This window comes from Microvirga splendida, from assembly GCF_016427565.1.
GTDB classification, from domain to species: Bacteria; Pseudomonadota; Alphaproteobacteria; order Rhizobiales; family Beijerinckiaceae; genus Microvirga; species Microvirga splendida.
This window is the reverse complement of the sequence record NZ_JAELXT010000005.1, coordinates 126,092-143,329: the sequence shown is the minus strand read 5'-3', so window position 1 is coordinate 143,329 and position 17,238 is coordinate 126,092. Positions and strand designations below refer to the sequence as shown.

At 67.7% G+C, this 17,238-nt stretch carries 15 protein-coding genes; 9 read left to right on the top strand and 6 right to left on the bottom strand.

Translation table 11 applies throughout. From position 1 onward, the window contains the following. The first annotated feature begins 36 nt into the window (after nucleotides 1-36). The 3 genes from JAO75_RS07465 to mmsB all read left to right on the top strand — a co-directional run bounded on the left by JAO75_RS07465 (nucleotide 37) and on the right by mmsB (nucleotide 2,677). The gene (locus tag JAO75_RS07465; protein ID WP_199047941.1) at nucleotides 37-1,188 is read left to right on the top strand and encodes an isobutyryl-CoA dehydrogenase; all 1,152 of its coding nucleotides are present in this window, start codon (nucleotides 37-39) and stop codon (nucleotides 1,186-1,188) included. A 162-nt stretch (nucleotides 1,189-1,350) separates the two neighbouring features. Continuing rightward, nucleotides 1,351-1,728 carry a DUF5367 family protein gene (locus JAO75_RS07460; RefSeq protein WP_199047939.1) on the top strand — a complete coding sequence of 126 codons (378 nt, stop codon included), beginning with the start codon at nucleotides 1,351-1,353 and terminating at the stop codon, nucleotides 1,726-1,728. Between the two features lie 58 nt (nucleotides 1,729-1,786). Then, the gene (mmsB, locus tag JAO75_RS07455; protein ID WP_199047937.1) at nucleotides 1,787-2,677 is read left to right on the top strand and encodes a 3-hydroxyisobutyrate dehydrogenase; all 891 of its coding nucleotides are present in this window, start codon (nucleotides 1,787-1,789) and stop codon (nucleotides 2,675-2,677) included. A 402-nt stretch (nucleotides 2,678-3,079) separates the two neighbouring features. On the opposite strand, the gene JAO75_RS07450 is transcribed toward mmsB, so the two are convergent. Continuing rightward, nucleotides 3,080-4,210, bottom strand: coding sequence for an FAD-dependent oxidoreductase (locus tag JAO75_RS07450; protein ID WP_199047935.1), 1,131 nt, complete (start codon nucleotides 4,208-4,210; stop codon nucleotides 3,080-3,082). Nucleotides 4,211-4,334: 124 nt separating this feature from the next. Between JAO75_RS07450 and JAO75_RS07445 the strand changes: the two genes are divergently transcribed. Together JAO75_RS07445 and JAO75_RS07440 are read left to right on the top strand one after the other, a co-directional pair. Next, on the top strand, nucleotides 4,335-5,546 hold the full coding sequence (locus JAO75_RS07445; protein WP_199047934.1) for a peptide ABC transporter permease: 1,212 nt from the start codon (nucleotides 4,335-4,337) through the stop codon (nucleotides 5,544-5,546). A gap of 91 nt (nucleotides 5,547-5,637) precedes the next feature. After that, nucleotides 5,638-6,807: a M20 aminoacylase family protein gene (locus tag JAO75_RS07440; protein WP_199047933.1), complete on the top strand. Its 1,170-nt coding sequence runs from the start codon at nucleotides 5,638-5,640 to the stop codon at nucleotides 6,805-6,807. A gap of 34 nt (nucleotides 6,808-6,841) precedes the next feature. Here the strand turns inward: JAO75_RS07440 and ribA are convergent, their stop codons facing one another. After that, nucleotides 6,842-7,954, bottom strand: coding sequence for a GTP cyclohydrolase II RibA (ribA, locus tag JAO75_RS07435; RefSeq protein ID WP_199048101.1), 1,113 nt, complete (start codon nucleotides 7,952-7,954; stop codon nucleotides 6,842-6,844). 257 nt (nucleotides 7,955-8,211) lie between these two features. Here ribA and JAO75_RS07430 point away from each other — a divergent pair, with 257 nt between their 5' ends. Next, nucleotides 8,212-9,165 carry a hypothetical protein gene (locus tag JAO75_RS07430; RefSeq protein ID WP_199047932.1) on the top strand — a complete coding sequence of 318 codons (954 nt, stop codon included), beginning with the start codon at nucleotides 8,212-8,214 and terminating at the stop codon, nucleotides 9,163-9,165. On the opposite strand, the gene JAO75_RS07425 is transcribed toward JAO75_RS07430, so the two are convergent. Together JAO75_RS07425 and JAO75_RS07420 are read right to left on the bottom strand one after the other, a co-directional pair. Beyond that, nucleotides 9,128-10,087: a DMT family transporter gene (locus JAO75_RS07425; protein ID WP_199047931.1), complete on the bottom strand. Its 960-nt coding sequence runs from the start codon at nucleotides 10,085-10,087 to the stop codon at nucleotides 9,128-9,130. The genes JAO75_RS07430 and JAO75_RS07425 overlap by 38 nt on opposite strands. Nucleotides 10,088-10,156: 69 nt before the next feature. After that, nucleotides 10,157-10,897, bottom strand: coding sequence for an RT0821/Lpp0805 family surface protein (locus tag JAO75_RS07420; protein ID WP_199047930.1), 741 nt, complete (start codon nucleotides 10,895-10,897; stop codon nucleotides 10,157-10,159). 207 nt (nucleotides 10,898-11,104) lie between these two features. On the opposite strand from JAO75_RS07420, the gene JAO75_RS07415 reads away from it, so the two are divergent. After that, nucleotides 11,105-11,356 carry a hypothetical protein gene (locus JAO75_RS07415; RefSeq protein ID WP_199047929.1) on the top strand — a complete coding sequence of 84 codons (252 nt, stop codon included), beginning with the start codon at nucleotides 11,105-11,107 and terminating at the stop codon, nucleotides 11,354-11,356. Nucleotide 11,357: 1 nt separating this feature from the next. On the opposite strand, the gene JAO75_RS07410 is transcribed toward JAO75_RS07415, so the two are convergent. Beyond that, nucleotides 11,358-13,136, bottom strand: coding sequence for an SLC13 family permease (locus JAO75_RS07410; RefSeq protein ID WP_199047927.1), 1,779 nt, complete (start codon nucleotides 13,134-13,136; stop codon nucleotides 11,358-11,360). A gap of 75 nt (nucleotides 13,137-13,211) precedes the next feature. Then, nucleotides 13,212-13,676, bottom strand: coding sequence for a CAP domain-containing protein (locus JAO75_RS07405; RefSeq protein WP_199047925.1), 465 nt, complete (start codon nucleotides 13,674-13,676; stop codon nucleotides 13,212-13,214). 151 nt (nucleotides 13,677-13,827) lie between these two features. Between JAO75_RS07405 and JAO75_RS07400 the strand changes: the two genes are divergently transcribed. Together JAO75_RS07400 and recQ are read left to right on the top strand one after the other, a co-directional pair. After that, nucleotides 13,828-15,099: a TIGR03862 family flavoprotein gene (locus tag JAO75_RS07400; RefSeq protein WP_199047923.1), complete on the top strand. Its 1,272-nt coding sequence runs from the start codon at nucleotides 13,828-13,830 to the stop codon at nucleotides 15,097-15,099. Beyond that, nucleotides 15,096-16,898: a DNA helicase RecQ gene (gene recQ / locus JAO75_RS07395; RefSeq protein WP_199047921.1), complete on the top strand. Its 1,803-nt coding sequence runs from the start codon at nucleotides 15,096-15,098 to the stop codon at nucleotides 16,896-16,898. The genes JAO75_RS07400 and recQ overlap by 4 nt, the downstream gene beginning before the upstream one ends. The last annotated feature ends 340 nt before the right edge of the window (nucleotides 16,899-17,238 follow it).

The following is a 17,238-nucleotide window of genomic DNA, read 5'->3' as shown; positions in this document are numbered from 1 at the left end:
ACTCCTTGGCCGCCACTCCAGCTGTGCGGGATTGAAATGAACCAATTCTCTCTGACAGACGATCAAATCGCCGTCCGCGACATGGCGCTGGCCTTCGCGGCGGACAACCTCGCGCCCCATGCCCTTGAGTGGGACGAGAAGAAGCATTTTCCCGTGGACGTGATGCGGGAAGCAGCAAGCCTCGGCATGGCGGCTATCTACACCCGCGACGACGTGGGCGGATCGGGCATGACGCGGCTCGACGCGGCGCTGATCTTCGAGGCGCTCGCCATCGGCTGCCCGGCGGTGTCGGCCTATCTGTCGATCCACAACATGGCCGCCTGGATGATCGACCGCTACGGCTCGCAGGAGCAGCGCGAGCGCTACATCCCGCGCCTCGCCACCATGGAGCTGATCGCGAGCTACTGCCTCACCGAGCCGGGCTCGGGCTCGGACGCGGCGGCGCTCAAGACCAAGGCGGTGCGCGACGGCGACCATTACGTGGTCAACGGCGTGAAGCAGTTCATCTCCGGCGCCGGCACCTCGGACATCTACGTGACCATGGTGCGCACCGGCGAGGACGGCCCCTCCGGCATCTCGACCCTGGTGATCGAGAAGGACATGCCCGGCGTGTCCTTCGGCGCGCAGGAGAAGAAGATGGGCTGGAATGCGCAGCCCACCGCCGCGGTAATTTTCGAGGACGTGCGCGTGCCCGTGGCCAACCGGCTCTCGGATGAAGGCCAGGGCTTCAAGATCGCCATGTCGGGCCTCGACGGCGGGCGCATCAATATCGGCGCCTGTTCGCTTGGCGGCGCACAGGCCGCGCTGGACAAGGCGCTCGCCTATACGGGCGACAGAAAAGCCTTCGGCAAGCGGATCGCGGATTTCCAGGCGCTGCAGTTCAAGCTCGCCGACATGGCGACTGAACTCGAAGCGGCCCGCACCTTTCTGTGGCGCGCGGCCTCGGCTCTCGACGCCAAGGCGCTCGACGCCACCAAGCTCTGCGCCATGGCCAAGCGCATGGCCACCGATGTGGGTTTCCAGGTGGCGAACGACGCCCTGCAGCTCCACGGCGGCTACGGCTATCTCGCCGATTACGGCGTTGAGAAGATCGTGCGCGATCTGCGCGTGCACCAGATCCTGGAGGGCACCAACGAGATCATGCGCCTGATTGTGGCGCGCGATCTGGTGGGGCGCGGAAATCGGTGAGCGTGAGAGACGTGCTCTCAACACAAGCCCTCATCCTGAGGAGGACCGTCAGGTCCGCCTCGAGGTCCCGGACTCTGTCCGGGCGCGAGGGCGCCTCCAGTGACCACTGGACGATCCTTCGAGACGCAGACTGCGTCTGCTCCTCAGGATGAGGCTGAGTCTATGAGTCTTGGTGTCAAATCCCTCATCCTCGGCTTCGGCATCGCCGCTGCGATCTTCGCGCTGTTCCATTTTGCCGGCCTGTGGTTCTTCCTCGACGGGCGCCGGCCGTTCCAGCTCAACTTCACGGCAGGGGCCGCTCTTGGCCTCGTGCTCGGGCTGCTGATCCATCGCGTTCTGCAAATTCCCAGGAAAGCCGCGGCCCAGGCCATGGCGCTCGTCGCCGTCCCGGGCATGCTGATCATGGCGGCCGTGGGTTCGCACTTCGCGGTGTTCTTCCCGCGGCTCGACCCTGCCCTCGACAAGGTCTTCGGGTCGCTGATGCTGTGGTTCTACGGCTTCTCGCTCGCGGGAGCCCTGTGGGTGGCGCGGCGCTCATGATGGCAGCCTTCATCGAACAATTGACTCAAGCATCACACGACAACACGGGAGGATTCTCATGACCAGCATCGCGTTCATCGGCCTCGGCAACATGGGCGGACCCATGGCGGCCAACCTCGTCAAGGCGGGGCACAGCGTCACCGGCTTCGACCTCTCTTCCGCCTCCTGCGATCAGGCGAAGAGCGACGGCGTGAATATCGCCGGCTCCACAGCCGATGCGGTGCGGGATGCGGAGATCGTCATCACCATGCTGCCCGCCGGCAAGCACGTGCTCTCGGTCTGGTCCGACATCCTGCCGTCGGTGAAGGACGGCACGCTGCTGATCGACTGCTCCACCATCGACGTGGAGAGCGCCCGCAAGGCGCACGGCCTGGCCCAGGAGCAGAACCGCAACCTGACCAGCCTCGATGCGCCGGTCTCCGGCGGCGTCGGCGGCGCGAAGGGCGCGACGCTCACCTTCATGGCGGGCGGTTCGAAAGAGGCGTTCGACCGCGCCGAGCCGGTCCTGTCCAGGATGGGCAAGAAGGTCGTGCATTGCGGCGAGGCCGGCTCCGGCCAGGCGGCGAAGATCTGCAACAACATGATCCTCGGCATCTCGATGATCGGCGTCTCGGAAGCCTTCGTGCTGGCGGAAAAGCTCGGGCTGTCGCATCAGGCGCTGTTCGACGTCGCCTCCACGTCCTCGGGCCAGTGCTGGTCGCTCACCACCTATTGCCCGGTGCCGGGCCCGGTGCCGACCTCGCCGGCCAACAACGATTACAAGCCGGGATTCGCCGCCGCCCTGATGCTGAAGGACCTGAAGCTCGCGCAAGAAGCGGCGCTCGCCTCCGGCGCCTCGACGCCGCTGGGAGCGGAGGCCGCGAAGCTCTACGCGATCTTCGCCGATGCCGGCCACGACGGCGACGACTTTTCGGGCATCGTCAACTTCATTCGCGAGCAGAAGGGGTGATCGTCGGCAAAGAACGTTGTCGGCGACACTCCGTTTTCGCCCTGAGTCGCGCACAACCAAGCCCTCCTCTCCCTTGTGGGGAGGAGTTGGAGGTGGGGGTGTCGGCGCCACGCTCCTCGCTTGAGCATTCAGCGTGCCGAAGCATCACCTCTCCCCGGTGGGGAGAGGTCGACGCACGTCAGTGCGGCGGGTGAGGGGGAGAGCGCTCTCCGGATAAACCTGTAACCCCTCACCCGGACCTGAAGGTCCGACCTCTCCCTCAGGGAGAGGTGAAGGGCGCCAGACCCATACAGGTTGGCGCTCACACCCCCACCCGGCTGCTGCGCAGCACTCCCTCCCCATAAGGGGGAGGGAAACCAGCGCTACAGCTTTTCGATCAGATTCTGAGAAGATCCGAAATTATCAGGCGAACCGGCGCATGAAGCGCCGGTCGATGACATCCTTCAGCCGCCACGCGAGGCGGCCCTCGAAGGCGAGAAACCGGCCGCGGCCGCCGATGGCGCGGCCGTCGCCGGTTGCGATCAGCAGCAGGTGATCGCGCTGCGGGATGGTGGTTTCGAGCGCCTCGCCCCGAACGGCCCGTCTTAAGTTTTGGGCCAACACAGGCCCTTGCCGCACGGCGAAGACGCCGGCCTTCGGGCGCGGATGCGCGATCATCGTGGCGCAGTCGCCAACGGCGAAAGCGACCTCGTCGTTCAGGATCTGGAGCGTGGGACCGATGGCCAGGAAGCCGCTCTCGTCCTTGGCCCAATCCGTCGCGGCGAGCACCGGCGGCGGGGCCGCATGGGTCGAGATCAGAACGGCATCGGCCGGCACGCACCGGCCGCTCGCGAGAGCCACGCCATCTCCGTCGATGGACACCGCCGCATCCTCGACGTGAACCGCAATCCCGCGCCGCTTGAGCGCCCGCGCGATGCGGCGGCGCATGCCGGCATTGATGCCCGGTGCCTCGGCGGCGCCGATCAGCGAGACCTCGATCGCATCGCTCAATCGATTCCTGAGAAAGGCCGTAACCGCGAAGGCGAGACAGATTCCCGCTGCCCCTCCCCCGACGATGGCGAACCGGCGGGGACCGTTCGGCGCGAGGGCGCTTTCCACGAGCCTGTCCCATTTTTCCAGCAGGCTGCCGATGGGCTTGACGGCGAGTGCATGCTCCTCCGCGCCGGCGATCCCCGACAGATCCGGCGTGATGCCGATATCGACCGAGAGGATGTCGTAAGCCAGTTCCCCGCCGCCCTTCAGCCGCACCCGCCGGGCCGCCCGGTCGAAGCCCACGGCCTCGTCGCAGATCAGCCTGGCGCCGCTGGCCTGGGCGAGGCGCTCCAGGTCAATGTGGATCTCGTCCCTCGTGTAGGTGCCAGCCAGGTGTCCCGGCAGCATGCCGGAATAGGGCGTCAGGCGGTCCCTGCTGACCAGCGTGATGGCGAGGCCCGGCTCGGGATGGCGGGCAAAGGCTTCCAGCACCAGGACGTGAGCGTGCCCGCCGCCGATCAGGACGAGGCGCTTGCCGGCAGTCTCGGCGTTCGATGCCATGGAGGTCGGGCTCTCAGGAGGGGACGCAAAGGAACGGGATGTGTTGCATGACACCTACAGCTTTTGGCGACTTCGTCCATTAGGCTCCCGTTCCCTGAATGTCCCAAGGTCGATAGCCCACCGCATGGTCCGCCCCGCTTCCCAGACGGCCAACCCTTCCGCCGATGCCGCCGCCGTGCTGCGGCGCCTCGGCTTCGCGACCCTGTTCTTCGCCGTGCCCCTGGCAGCCCTGTTCACGCGGCGCGCCCTTGTGGTGATGGCGCCGCTCGCGGTGATTCTCCTTGTCCTGGCCTCGGTGCTGGACGGCAGCGCGAGGCATGCCTGGGAGAAGATGCTGGCGCTCGCGACCTCCACGGGCGGGATCGCCGGACTCGTCCTGCTGTTCTGGGCCGGGCTGTCCCTGGTCTGGACCCCCTTCCTGCCCGAGGCCTCGGAGCGCCTGTTCAACATCGCCGGCATGATCCTCATGGGGCTGGGCGGCTATCTCGCCGTTCCGGAGCGGATGCGGGCCGCCAATCTCTATCTCCTGCCCGTCGGCGTCGGGCTGGCCGCCGTCATCGGCATTCTCCTGGCGGTCCAGGGCGGCAGCCGCTTCGACCCGGAGGGCCTGAGCCTCGAGCGCGGCATGCTCATGCTGGCCCTGCTGATCTGGCCGGCGCTCGCCTGGCTCCACTCGCGCGGCAGGAACCTGGAGGCCGTGGCGCTCGCGCTTGCGGTCGCGGTCGCGGCCCTTCTCACCCGGGAGGGGCTGCCCCTCTACGGGCTTGCCGCCGGCGCCATCGTGTTCGTGCTCACCGCCGCGAGCCCCCGTGTCGGCCCGCGTCTGGTCGGGATGGTCATGGCGGGCCTCCTGCTGCTCGCCCCGCTCCTGCCCTTCCTCCTGAAGCCCCTTGCGGCGGGCCTCTTCGGCGCCAGGGCTCCCGTCACGGCGAGCCTCGAAATCTGGCGCCAGATCATCCTCAACGAGCCCCTGCGGCTGCTCACCGGGCATGGGCTGGAAACCGCCTTGCGCGGCCGGTATTTCGGCCTGGTGCCCCACAAGGCTCCCTCCACCCTGCTGTTCGAGATCTGGTACGAGCTCGGCCTCGTGGGGGCCGTGGCGGCAAGCCTGCTGCTCTACCGGGCCGTGGTGGCGATCCGCAGCCACCGCGCCACCGTGGCGCCCGGCATCATGGCGGCCTTCGCCTGCGCCTATGCCCTGGGCTGCCTCGGCATCGGCACCACGCAGGTGTGGTGGTTCACCGCACTCGTGGTGCTCGTGCTGATTTTCGTGGCCATCGAGCGGGGGCAGTTCCGCACCACGCGGCCCAAGGCGGTCTTCCGCAGGAAGCCCTGACATCTCGCAGCCGGTGATGCCGAAACGGTTGACGGAGGGCCCCTGCCTCTGCTTGGCTGAGGGTTCCCGCATCCCTGCTCGAGGAACCTTCATGCCGATCATCAACCGCGTCGCCGACCTCGCCGATGAAATCACCGCCTGGCGTCGCGACTTCCACGAAAACCCGGAGATCCTGTTCGACGTTCACCGCACCGCCGGGATCGTCGCCGAGAAGCTCAAGAGCTTCGGCTGCGACGAGGTCGTCACCGGCTTGGGACGGACGGGCGTCGTCGGCGTGATCAAGGGCCGCACGAACACCTCGGGACGGGTCATCGGCCTGCGCGCCGACATGGACGCGCTGCCCATGGATGAGGCGACGAATCTTCCCCACGCCTCCAAGGTCCCGGGCAAGATGCATGCCTGCGGCCATGACGGACACACCGCCATGCTGCTGGGCGCCGCCAAGTACCTGGCCGAGACGCGCAACTTCGACGGCACCGCGGTGGTGATCTTCCAGCCGGCGGAAGAAGGCGGCGGCGGCGGCAACGAGATGGTGAAGGACGGCCTCATGGAGCGCTTCGGCGTGCAGGAGGTCTACGGCATGCACAACATGCCGGGCATTCCCGTGGGCCAGTTCGCCATCCGGGCCGGCGCCATGATGGCGGCCGCCGACCGGTTCACCATCACCATCGAGGGCAAGGGCGGCCACGCGGCGCGTCCGCATGACTGCATCGACCCGGTGGTGATCGCCGCCCACGTGATCACGGCCCTGCAGACCATCGCCTCCCGCAGCGCCGATCCGCTCGAATCCGTGGTGGTGTCGGTGTGCACCGTGAAGGCGGGCGAGGCCTTCAACGTGATCCCGCAGACCGCGATGCTGCTCGGCACCGTGCGCACCCTGTCGCCGGAGGTGCGCGACCTCGCCGAGACGCGCATCCGCGCCATCGTGGAGAACGTGTGCGCGGCCTTCGGGGCGAAGGCGGAGGTCGATTACGACCGCGGCTATCCGGTGACCATGAACGATCCCGACAAGACCGAGTTCATGGCCCGCGTCGCCCGTGCGGTCGGCGGCGAGAACGCGATCGACACCACGATTCCGCCGCTCATGGGTGCGGAGGATTTCTCCTACATGCTGGAGCAGCGGCCGGGCGCCTACATCTTCCTCGGCAACGGCGACACGGCGGGCGTCCATCACCCGGCCTACGACTTCAACGACGAGGCGAGCCCCTACGGTGTCTCGCTCTGGGCGAAGATCGTCGAAACCGGCATGCCGGCGCGATAAGAAGAAGCTGGGAACAGGATTGGGGGCTTAGCCCTCAATCCTTGCTCTGGCAGGCGAGCATGCCCTCGAGGTCGATGTAGTGACCGGCCCGGTCGCGCTTGGCCGCGAGGTAGCTCACGTTCTCCGCCGTGGGGCGGCCTAGGACGCGGTGGTCCGAGGTAACCTCGAGCCCCGCCTGGCCGAGGGCCGCGATCTTCTCGGGGTTGTTGGTCATGAGGCGGACCTTGCCGACGCCGAGGGCTTTGAGCATGACGGCGGCGAAGTCGAACCGGCGCTGATCCGCCTCGAAGCCCAGCACCTCGTCGGCGTCGTAAGTGTCATACCCTTGAGACTGCAGCTTGTAGGCGCGGATCTTGTTGGCGATGCCGTTCCCGCGCCCTTCCTGGTCGAGATAGAGCAGGATGCCGCCCTCAGTCTGGGCCATGAAGCGCACCGTTTCGCGCAGCTGGTCGCCGCAATCGCATTTGAGGCTGCCGAAGAGATCGCCCGTCAGGCAGGCCGAATGCAGCCGCACGGCAACGGGCTTGGACAGGTCAGGCTTGCCGATGACGATCGCCACCTGATCGCGCAGGCCCTCGCCGCCGCGGAACACCACGAACTCGCTGGTGGGCGCGCCGTCCAGCGGCACAGGCGCGCGGCTGACGATGGAAAGGTCCGCCGCCCTGGCGCGCCGGTAGCCGCGAACCGCCTCGCCGAGCACGCGAACCACAGACGGATCGATCGCGATGCCCTTGGCCAGCGGCACCACGACCACGGCGGGCAGGACCAGCGACAGGCGGGCGAGTTCCAGCGCCTCCTCGTCGAGGGTGTCGATGGGGCGGACCGGCGCATCGATACGGCCATCCACCTTCAGGGCCAGGGTTTCCACCCGCGCGCGCTCGACCACCGGCAGGGCCACCCGTCCGGGCCCCTCGCGCTCGAGCCCGAGGCGGCGAAGCCTCGCGGCTGGCAGAACGAGATGGGCATGGGAGCCGGCGACGGCCCCGATCTCGGCAGCTCTCGCCTCGTCCAGATCCTCGACGCCGATCACGAGCGCGCTTCCCTCAGCCCCGTCGATCACGACGGGACGGGCGCTGCGGAACTCCATGATCGCCCGCTCGACCAGGGTCGTGGCGGGGTTGTCGGACAGGCTCAAGGTCAGGCGCATCATCGAAAACTCGGGCAAACAGCCTCACATCTGGCGAAAAGTCGGGTGTCCGGGGCCATAAACCCCATGAAGCCAAGCTTCGGAACCGACAGCACCCTACCACAGGCAGGCCCCGATCCCTAATGCCAGAGATGTGACATCAGCCATGCCGGATCAACACGCTGCCATGCAAAGATCGCTTGGCTCGACGGCATACCCGGCCCGCGCTATCTCTCCGCCTCGACCAGCCCCGCTTGCGCACATATCGGACAATCTCGATGCTCCTTCCCAGGCTCCTCGCCTTCGGCTTCCTCGGCCTTGCCACCACGGCCGGCGCCGCCACCCTCGACGGGCTGGCGGTCGAGGTGACGAACACCAGCGAGCCGGTGCTCTGCGCCGAGAAGGACAACGTGGCGGTGAACTTCGCCTCGCCCGAGGTGCGGCATTTCCAGATCGAGGCCGTGCATCCGGCCTATATGGGAGCCCTCCAGCAGGATCGCTGGGAGCCGGACTGGACCGCCTGCGAGGACATCTCGGAGGAGACCTCCACCAAGCCGCACCCGACCATGTCGACCCTCTACGAGGACGGCAACGTGCGGATCGTGGGCCTGTCCTTCACGGAGTTCTGGCGCCCGAGCGACGTGACGGTGACCATAGGCAGTAAGGTCGAGCGCAACATCCACCTGCTCCAGCTTCTCAGGAAGCGCGGCGACAAGGCCATCGAGGTGCTCGTGATCTATCCGGGCGACGGCTACTGGCGCATCAAGCCACTTCCCCCTGAGCATCTCGACTGGACCTCCTACGGCTCGTCTTTCCTGGTCGGCCCGGTGGAGTTCGACCAGCGCCCCGTGGTGAACCTGAAGGATGTCGCCTTCGACCCGGCGACCATGACCTTCACCCTGACCCTGGCCAAGGGCGGCAAGGCGCGTGTGGCCATGAAGGCGCTCAACGAGGAGCGCATGACCCTCGACGTCGCGTTCGATCAGCCGGTGTCCGGCCTGCCCTTCGCGGGCCTGCGGTCCATGTACGTGACCGAGTTCAACGCGGACGTGGCGCGCATCGCCGTGCGGGAGGAAGGCGCCCGCTCCTGGCGCGAGGAGCCGATCATGGCCTTTCAGGGCGGCAAGGCCACGGATGCCTGGATGGGCCGGCTCGTGCCGTCGCGCCACAACACCAGCGCGCCGGACATGATGTTCAACCGTTTCCGCGCAGCGCCAGCCGCTTCCCGCTGAACCGAACCTTCAGGGCCGAGATCGCGCGGCCGTCGATCAACACGAGCCCTGCGCCGATCAGCGCCATGCCGGCGATGTGGCGCGGGGCCAGGGTCTCGCCGAGGAGAAGCACGCCGAGCAGGATGGCGCTCACCGGGATGAGGAAGGTGACGAGCCCCACATTGGTGGCGCCGGCCCGCGCCAGCAGGCGGAAGAAGATCAGATAGGCGAAGGCCGTGGACACAAGGCCGAGAGCCGCAAGCGACAGAATGGCTTGCGTGCTCGGCATGGCGAGCGTCCAGGGCCGGTCGACGACCAGCGCCACGGGCAGCAGGAGTGCGCTCGACACCGTCACCTGCCCGGCCGCGGTGGCGAGCGGCGGAATGCCCATGGTCTTGAAGCGCCGCCCGAACACGCCGGAAAAGCCATAGGACAGGGCGGCGGCGAGCACCGCGAGCTGCGCCAGGATGCTCGCATCCCAGGAGGCGAGAGCGGCGGCGCCGATCATCACGGCCACGCCGATGAACCCCACGATCACGCCGGAAACCTTCTGCCCCGTCAGCCGCTCGTCGTCCGTGAAGTACTGCGCCACGATCACCGTGAAGAGCGGCGTGGTGGCATTGAGAATGGAGGCGAGCCCGCTCGGGATGTGGCCCTGCCCCCAGACGATGAGCGTGAAGGGAATGACGTTGTTGAGGATCGACATGCCCAGGAAGGCGCCCCAGGCCTGACGGGTGCGCGGCAGCCGAACGCCCATGACCCTCAAGGCGAGCAGCAGGGCGAGGGAGGCTGTGAGCACCCGGACCGCCACGATGGTCAGCGGCGGCAATTCGCGAACCGCAACGCCGTTGAACAGGAAGGAACCGCCCCAGACGATGGAGAGGACAGCGAGCAGCGCCCAATCGGACGCGGTCATGGTTTTCTGAACGGCGGCTTGTGTCATGTCCGACCCTCCCGGCTGCGCTCACGGACATGACATGGGGCAGGCGACGTGGCGACCCGTTTCCTGTGCTCAGGACAGGGCGTACCATTCGCCCCTGCTGCGGCAGGCCAGCATGTCGCCCTTGCGCACCGTTGCGCCGCTGCGCCACTCACGCAGGAAGGAGCGGCAGTCGAGGCCGCCGAACATCCGCTTGTCCATGGACTTGAGCGTCACTTTGCCGGACGCACCCGTGGCGGGGTTGCGCCAAGCGGCGCTGTTTCCTGCCCCTCCTTCGAGGATCGACAGCACAGCCTGGGCCTCCAGCGGACGATCCGCATCGGGGACGAGCTGCTGTGCCTGTCGCTGAGCTTCGGCCTTCGCGACGTCGGCGCTCGCCTGGGCCCGGATGCCGGCCAGCTGGCCGGCCATCATGGCGTTCCCGGCGCCCCGCATGGCGAGGCTGGCGGCGGAGCCCGACAGGCTCATCCCGCCGGTGAGCGCAGCGTCGATGCCGGCCTGTGCCGCCGATTGCGCCATCTTGGCCGATTGCCGGGCCATGGTGGCTGCAATCTCCCGGTCGACGGGGGCCATGTAGTTCGGGCCCGACGTATCGCCGGCTGCGATGTCCTTCAAGCGTGGGGCCATGGCACTGAAATCGGCCTGAGAGGAATCGTCCTCGGCCTCGGCCAGATCCATGGCGACGCCCGAAAGCCCCGTCGGGTCCAGAGCCGAGGCAACGCCCAACGCCGTCGAGCCGGCGCCGGTTTGATTGCAGGCCGCCAGTATCAGCCCAATGGCCACGATTCCGAACCCGGTCGACGCTCTGCGCATGATTCCCATTGCCCCATTACGATATTCAGTATCGTAATGGGTGAGGCTCGAAAAAGGAAGACATCACCCGAGCCCCGCACCGCCCGAACCGGAGACCTGGAAAGACTTCGTTTACGCTGGTGTGGAGAACTTCGGCGCCTTTACCTCTCCTTCACCGGCGCCGGGCGAGCCTCCCGCTCCCGATCCAGTCCCGCGTAGCGTCAGACCATGAACCCGCAGCTGTCCCGTGCTTCGTCAGCCAGCCTCCGCCCGCAGGCGGCCAGATCGAGCTTCTGCGTGATGCCGCACGATCCGCGTCCGGCGCGGACCGCCAGCTTCATCTTCGGCCGCTCGGATTCGCGCTACAGGCCGCTCCTCAATCAGGAGGAACGGGACCGGCTGCACATCTGGGCCATGATCGTGGCCCTTTCGTCCTCGGCGGCAGGCACGACCCTGCTGCTGGCCGCCTTCCTGAATTAAGCTAGCTCAACGGCCAGAACAGCATGATCAGCGGCGTGCCGATCACCACCACGATGATCGAGAGCGGCAGGCCGAGCCGCCAGTAATCGCCGAAGCGATAGCCGCCCGGACCCATCACCAGGGTGTTGCACTGGTGCCCGATGGGCGTGAGGAAGTCGCAGGCCGCGCCGATCGCCACCGCCATCAGGAAGGCGTCCGGCCGGAAGCCGAGCTGGGTGGCGAAGCTCGCCGCGATGGGAGCCATCACCAGCACGGTCGCGGCATTGTTGAGGAACGGCGTCACCGCCATGGCCGACACCATGATGAGCACGAGGGCCCCGGTCGGCGGCAGCATGTTGGCCGCGGACGACAGCCACTCGGCGATCAGGTCCGTTCCGCCCGTGGTGCGGATCGATTCGCTGACCGGGATGAGCGCGCCGAGCATGACGATGATCGGCCACTCGATGGTCTCGTAGGCCTCGCGCAGGGTGATCGAGCCGAACAGCATGAGAAGCACGCCGGCCCCGAAGAAAGCAATGGCGACCGGCAGGATGTTGAAGGCCACGAGCACCATGGTGCCGATGAGGATGGCGGCGGGCAGGAGACTGCGGCGCGCGCTCCCCAGGCGGATCTCGCGCTCCGCGAGCGGCAGACAGCCGAGGTGCCGGAGGGTATCGGGCAGCCGCTTGAGATTGCCCTGGAGCACGATCACGTCGCCGGCCCGCAGGGTGATGGTGCGCAGCCGCTCCTTGAAGCGCTCGCCGCTGCGGCTCACCGCGATGAGGTTGACGCCGAAGCGTTCGTAGAGGGCGATACGCTCCGCCGACAGCCCGGTCAGCACCGAGCCGGGGCCGACGATGGCCTCGATGGCGCCGATCTCGTCCGTGGCCTCGTCGGTTTCCGGCTGCCGGTGGTCGCGACTGAGCTTCAGCCCGGCCCGCGCGACGGCGCTCTCCAACGCATCCGATTCGCCCTCCAGCATGAGCACGTCGTTCTCGCGGATGGTGGCATCGGGCAACGGGCTCGAGCTGCGGGTCTCGTTGCGGATGATCGCCGCCACCTTCACCTCGCCGTTGGCGAGCCGGTGCAGGTCCGCCACCGTCTGGCCGATCACGTCCGACTCAGAGGTCACGCGGGCTTCGGTCACGTAGTCCTTGATGTTGAGGGCCTCGTCCAGGGACGCCGCTCCCTTGCGGCCCTGCGGCAGCAGGCGGTAGCCGAAGGCGAGGAACACGACGCCCGCGACCGCGATGCCGACGCCCACGGGCGTGAAGTCGAACATGCCGAAGGGCTCGCCCAGCAATTCGGCCCTCATCCGGGACACGATGATGTTGGGCGAGGTGCCCACCAGGGTCACGATGCCGCCGAGAAGCGACCCGAAGGCCATCGGCATGAGGAAGCTGGAAGGCGGCGTGTTGGTGCGCCGGGCGATCTGGAACGCCACGGGAATCATCATGGCCAGAGCGCCGATGTTCTTCACGAAGCCGGATAGCACCGTCACCACGGTCACCAGCACCACGACCTGGATCTGCGTGGTGCGCAGGTAAGGCCCGACACGGTTGAGGCCCGCTTCGAGAATGCCGGATTTCGCCACGGCGGCGCTGACCAGAAGTGCGCTCGCCACGATGATGACGATGTCGTCGCTGAAGCCCTCGAACGCCTTGTCCGGCGGCACGATGCCGACCAGCACGGCCGCCAGGAGCGCGAGAACCGCCACGAGGTCGTAGCGGAAGCGCCCCCAGACGAAGAGAGCCATCATCCCGGCGACGATGGCGAAGGAAAGCATTTGCTGGTGGGTCATGGGGAGCGTGAAGCGAGAGGAACCGGAGTCCTAACGCTCTACGCTTCTATTGGTGCCAGGACTACTGCCCCGCGCCTATTGCCCGAGGACGAGCGCCCAGTAGCGGCCGTAGCGGTTGTCGGCATCCGCGCGGGCGAGGCCGATCTTGCGGGCCTGGGGCATCAGGAGGTTGCTGTTGTGGCCGGGCGAGGCCTTCCAGCGGCTGATGGCGCCATCGACCGAGGCCGAGCCGGCGGAAAGATTCTCGGCCGAGTAGCCGACGATGCCGTAATCGTCCATGCGCTTGACGAAGCTGCCATGGCTGAGGCGGCCGGCTGCCGCCACCGCGCGGGCCTGGTGCTCGGCCGCCCGGTTGAGGGAGGAATCCACCGTCACGGGGCTCAGGCCCCGCGACACCCGGTATTCGGAGATCAGGCGCGCGGCCGCGGCCGCATCGCTGGTCGAGCTCGCCAGCACGGCATCCTTGGGGGTCAGGGCCGAATCGCCGGCGCAGCCGGCCAGACCCAGCGCCACCAGAGCGCAGATGGTAAGAGCACGCATCGCATTCCCCTTCGGGCGGCGTTGAGGCGCCGCTCCCCTTGAAAAAAGACCTTCTGGCGTTCATGTGCAGGGGCCATGAACCCGATGCCGCTGCATGCCATGTTGCAGCGTGAGGGTCCAGATTCCTCGTCAACCCGCGTCAGCTGACCGCATGCCCCCATCCCCCTCATCGTTCGAAGTCGCCATCATCGGCGGCGGCCCGGCGGGCCTGATCGCCGCCGAGGTCCTGAGCCGGGCGGGCCTTGTCGTCATCGTCTACGACCGGATGCCGTCGGTGGGCCGCAAGCTGCTCATGGCGGGCCGGGGCGGGCTGAACCTGACCCATTCGGAAGATTTTGGGCGCTTCGTCGCCCGCTACGCCGAGGCCCGGCCGAAGCTCGAGCCCCTGATCGAGGCCTTCCGTCCCGAGGATCTGCGCGCCTGGTGCGAGGGCTTAGGGCAAGAGACCTTCGTGGGCTCCAGCGGGCGCGTGTTCCCCAAGGCCTTCAAGGCCTCGCCCCTGCTGCGCGCCTGGCTGGCGCGGCTGGACGAACGCGGGGTCCGCTTCGCCCTGCGCCACCGCTGGCAGGGCTGGGACGACGAGGGCCGCCTGATCTTCACCGATGCGGCGGGCGCGCCCGTGCAGGCCAGGCCCGACGCCACCATCCTGGCGCTCGGCGGCGCAAGCTGGCCCCGGCTCGGCTCGGACGGCACCTGGGCGGACCTGCTGGCCCAGCGCGGCATCGCGGTCTCGGCCCTGCGTCCGGCCAATATGGGCTTTCTCTGCCCCTGGTCCGAGATCATGCGCAGCCGTCACGAGGGCGAGCCCCTGAAGCGAATCGCGCTTACCTTCGAGGGCGCCACCGTGAGGGGCGAGGCCATCGTCACGCGGGACGGGATCGAGGGCGGGGCGGTCTATGCCCTGTCGGCAAGGCTCCGCGATGCCATCGCACAGGATGGCAGTGCCCTGCTCCACATCGATCTCCGGCCCGACCTCTCCCATGAGGCTCTGCTGAAGAAACTGAGCCTGCCGCGAAAAGGCCAATCCGCCTCCACCTTCCTGCGCAAGAGCGCGGGCTTGAGCCCGGTCGGCATCGCGCTGCTGCGGGAGGCCTCCCCGGCCCTGCCGGGCGAGCCCGGGGCGCTGGCCCGCCTCATCAAGGCCGTGCCCCTGCGGCTCACCGGCACGAAATCTCTCGACCGGGCCATTTCCAGCGCCGGGGGCGTGCCGTTCAGCGAACTCGACGAGCACCTGATGCTGCGCCGGATGCCGGGCGTGTTCGTGGCGGGCGAGATGCTGGACTGGGAGGCGCCCACCGGCGGCTACCTGCTCCAGGCCACCTTCGTCACCGGCCTCGCGGCAGCCCGTGGCGTGCTGGCGCGCTTAAGGATTCCCGATGCCGCATTGACCTTGAAGCCGCCATCGGCCACACGGCAGACGTGATCGATCCGGTTAAGATTCTCCACGACGTTTTCGGCTTTCCCTCCTTCCGCGAAGGGCAGGAGGAGATCGTGCGCGCAGTGCTGGCCGGCGAGGATGTTCTGGCCGTCATGCCCACGGGCGCGGGCAAGTCGCTCTGCTTCCAGCTGCCGACGCTTGCCCGCGAGGGCCTGACCCTCGTGGTCTCGCCGCTGATCGCCCTCATGCGCGACCAGGTGGCGGCGTTGCGCCATTTCGGCATCGAGGCCGGCAGCCTCAACTCCGCCAACGACCCGGAGGAGAACCGCCGCGTGGTCGATGCGGTGCGCGACCGGCGCATGCGCATCCTCTATGCGTCGCCGGAGCGTCTTGCCAATACCGGCACCACCGAATGGCTCGGCCGCGCGGGCGTGAACCTGCTCGCCATCGACGAGGCGCATTGCGTCTCGCAATGGGGGCACGATTTCCGGCCCGAATACGCCATGCTGGGCGAGGTGCGCCAGCGGCTCGGCAACGTGCAGACCATCGCGCTCACCGCCACGGCCGACGTGGCGACGCGCGGCGACATCATGCACCGGCTGTTCGAGCAGGAGCCGCGCCTCTTCATCCACGGCTTCGACCGGCCGAACCTGCGGTTGGCCATGCAGGCCAAGGAGAATTCCAAGCGCCAGCTCTTCGGCTTCCTCGACAAGCACCGGCACGAGAGCGGCATCGTCTACTGCTCGTCGCGCGACGCGACGGAGAAGCTCGCCGATTCGTTGAGCCAGGCAGGCTACCGCGCCCTTCCCTATCATGCGGGCATGCACCAGGGGGACCGGGCCAAGAACCAGGACATCTTCCTGCAGGAGGACGGCGTGGTGATGGTGGCCACCGTCGCCTTCGGCATGGGCATCGACAAGCCCGACGTGCGCTTCGTGGCGCATGCGGCCCTGCCGAAATCCATCGAGGCCTATTACCAGGAGATCGGCCGCGCGGGCCGCGACGGCGCGCCCGCCGACACGCTCACCCTCTACGGCCTCGACGACATGCGCCTGCGCCGCCTGCAGATCGAGGAGAGCGACGCGGCCGACGAGCAGAAGCGCGTCGAGCGCCAGCGCCTCAACGCGCTCGTGGCCCTGTGCGAGGCCCCGCGCTGCCGCCGCCAGACGCTGCTGGCCTATTTCGGCGAGACCACCGAGCCCTGCGGCAATTGCGACCTGTGCATCGACGGCGTCATGTCCTTCGACGGCACCATCGAGGCCCAAAAAATTCTCTCCGCCATCGTGCGCACCGGCGAGCGCTTCGGCACCGAGCACCTCATCAGCATCCTGACGGGAGAGGCCACGGATTCCATCCGCCGCTTCGGCCACGACAAGCTGAAGACCTTCGGGGTCGGCAGCGACCGCTCGAAAAACGAATGGCGCTCGCTCCTGCGCCAGATCTATGCCGCGGGCCTCATCGGCCTGGAGCTCGCCGAATACGGCCGCTGGACGCTGACCGACAGGGGCGTCGCCGTGCTCAAGGGCCAGGAGGGAATCGAGCTGCGCTCCGACGTGCTCATGAAGCCCGCCGACCGCCGCCGCCGGCGCGGCCGGATGGAAGCGGATTCGGTCGTGCCGTCCGACGATCCGCTCCTCCTCGACCTCAAGGCCCTGCGCACGAAGCTCGCCAAGGAAGAGGGCGTGCCGGCCTACGTGATTTTTTCGGACCGCAGCCTCATCGACATGGCGGTGAAGCGCCCCGTGACGTCACGCGCCTTCGGCGAGATCCACGGCGTCGGCCAGGCGAAGCTCGACCGCTATGCGGATGCGTTTCTGGATGTGGTGAAGGCCCACGCGGGTTGAACGCTCCCTCCCGTCATGGCCGGACTTGTTCGGCCACCCACGTCTTTGAGAATGACGGAAACCCGAAGCCCTCATCCTGAGGAGGCCGTCAGGCCGTCTCGAGGTCCCGGACTATGTCCGGGCACGGGGGCGCATCCAGTGCTCTCTGGATCCTCCTTCGAGACGCAGACTACGTCTGCTCCTCAGGATGAGGCTGGAGAGAAACAAAGTGGAGCGAAGACGTGGATCCCCGGGACAAGCCCGGGGATGACGTGAGAGGGTGTCATTCCCGGCCGGAGATGGCGAACGCCATTGGAGGGGAAGGGAATCCACGATCAGGCTCCACGTCATGGATCCCCTT